The sequence below is a fragment of the Synechococcus sp. Cruz CV12-2-Slac-r genome (assembly GCF_024346075.1).
Lineage (GTDB): Bacteria > Cyanobacteriota > Cyanobacteriia > PCC-6307 > Cyanobiaceae > Synechococcus_D.
The window spans coordinates 1-2,031 of record NZ_JAGQEK010000236.1; the positions used below are offsets into that span (position 1 = coordinate 1).

Annotated in this window: 4 protein-coding genes; all 4 read right to left on the bottom strand. The window is 50.5% G+C overall.

Features of this window, described 5'->3' with window-relative positions:
* Nucleotides 1-264 (bottom strand): hypothetical protein (locus KB557_RS11115; RefSeq protein ID WP_255134207.1); only part of this gene is annotated, 264 nt, incomplete at its 3' end.
* Between the two features lie 4 nt (nucleotides 265-268).
* Nucleotides 269-1,063 carry a hypothetical protein gene (locus KB557_RS11120; protein WP_255134209.1) on the bottom strand — a complete coding sequence of 265 codons (795 nt, stop codon included), beginning with the start codon at nucleotides 1,061-1,063 and terminating at the stop codon, nucleotides 269-271.
* Entirely contained in the window at nucleotides 1,056-1,427 is a 372-nt protein-coding gene (locus KB557_RS11125; protein ID WP_255134211.1) for a hypothetical protein, read from the bottom strand. Before KB557_RS11125 ends, KB557_RS11120 begins: the two co-directional genes overlap by 8 nt.
* On the bottom strand, nucleotides 1,427-1,864 hold the full coding sequence (locus KB557_RS11130) for a hypothetical protein (RefSeq protein WP_255134212.1): 438 nt from the start codon (nucleotides 1,862-1,864) through the stop codon (nucleotides 1,427-1,429). The genes KB557_RS11125 and KB557_RS11130 overlap by 1 nt, the downstream gene beginning before the upstream one ends.
* Nucleotides 1,865-2,031: the final 167 nt, after the last annotated feature.

Below are 2,031 nucleotides of genomic sequence, written 5' to 3' on the forward strand. Positions count from 1 at the left end.
ATATACATCTGTACCATTAAATGTTGATACGCCACCTGAATTTGCATGGCGCAGGGGCCCGGTCATTGCATCACCGGTTTTTACTAGGTAATTACCGGCAATACTGGAGCTAAGCACACCAGTAGTTGCATCAATCGCAAGGCCAGTACCTACCTTGATCCCACCAAGCCTGCTGGCTGATGCAATCTCCACTGGTCCAGCAGGACCTGCGGCTCCAGTGGGGCCTGCAGGTCCTTTTAGGTTGGCTCCTTTTAGCCAAGCCATTGCTTTAAGCCCCTAGTAGATAGAAAATTCCTGATACGCCATCGAGGTAATAATCACCAGCTTTTGCTTCTGGAATTATCCCAGGGGCACCATTACCGTTAAACCAACGGGTTCCCATACCCGCTGGCATTGCCCAGCTGCCATCACTTTTAAGGAAAGCAGGAACAGTTGGATCAGCGGCTGGAACGCCACCATGACTTGTACCGCCAAGCCAACGGGCAACAGTCCAAGTTTCTTGCGTTTGGCCGTCGTAGTTATTGCCAACTAAACCAACGCCAGGAATTAATGGCTTAAGAACAGCAGGGCCAATACCACCACCACCTGAGCCACCACCACCAGAATCTGGATTAGATGGTGGTTGCCAGATTGAGCAGCCAGCAAGCGATAGTTTGAGCTCCGCACTAATTGCTTCTGCATCCTTTATGAATATCACTTTCACATTATATTCTTTTCTTTCTGCGTAGGTGTGCGTATGACGGCCGTTACCCCAATCAAGCGTTTCAGTTATGCCATCACCCCAGTTAATATCAACTGTTTTTGCTGGTGTTACAGCACTATTAAGGATTAGCTCAATAACATAAGAGTAAACACCATTTAACTTAGCTGGAGTATCAAGCCAGGAGAGTTCTAATTTATCAGCCGGAACATTACCGCGAGTGTAGCCAATATTTTCCCAGCGTTTTACTTCATTTGGTGGCACCCAGACATTTTCGCCAGGGCAACCAGCAGGAACGACTAAACGAATCTGTGTTGGCCTAACGCCAGCAGTTGTTAGTTCTGGTAAGCGGAGATCATGCATCTGTAGGCACGCTTGGTTCAACCAGCAAGTCCGTTACCAATACAGGTAGCGTTTCATCTGCTGTTGCCGAGCTGGTGCTTGCCCCACTGGGGCTAGAGCTCGCACGTTTCTTGCGGGGAGCTGATGTAACCCCTGGGCCAATGGCCCCTGATGTAACCCCTGATGTCGCCCTTGGCGTACCCCCTGGTGCAGCCATTGGTGTAGCACCTGGTTCTGTTGTCCAGCCGAGTTCGAGCCAGCCAGCGAGATGTACAGGCCAGATGAATCTGTGCTGCGCACCTTGATAAATACGCACCTGACCCAAGGGGCCAAGACCCACAGGGCCGAGGCCCAAGGGGCCGAGTGCAGGACTTTCAGCTGTCATCAAGCAGCAATCGTGGCGGTTAAACCAACGTGCATTCCTTCTGGTGTTATTGGTAGCACTTCTGCTTTTGCAAAACACACCGCGGGTAAATCAAGATCTGCAAGATCAGCAGCATCCAGCGTGATGTTGTGACCGCACAAATACGCTTCTACCCGCCCTCCTTCTGATGGCAATGCAACAGTTGCCCCATCTACCCAGGTGCCAATAGTTCCATCACGCAGCAAGGGCGCAAAAGATACCTTTACTTCAATTGGCATTTCACTGCCAGGGTTATTTGCAACAAGAGCAAAACGAGATGCAGCATCAAGTTTTGTTTGCAGCATTACCTCTTCTCCTGAAAGGTAAGTGCGTTCGCTATTGCGGATAGCACTGCGGTTAGTCCAGCCCACCAAGGTGGTTTCAGCGTCAATTAATGGGTTGCCGTTTCCATAAGTCATGGTGATTCTCCTTAAGCCCCAGCAGGGCTGATGTTGTACAGGCGGCCAGCAGCGCGGCTTTGCAATACAGCAAATCCCACATACCAATCCACGCGGGTGCGAAATACAGGAGCATCAGGCACTTCTCCTAGATCCCTTACCGAAATGCCATAACGACCTTGAAATGG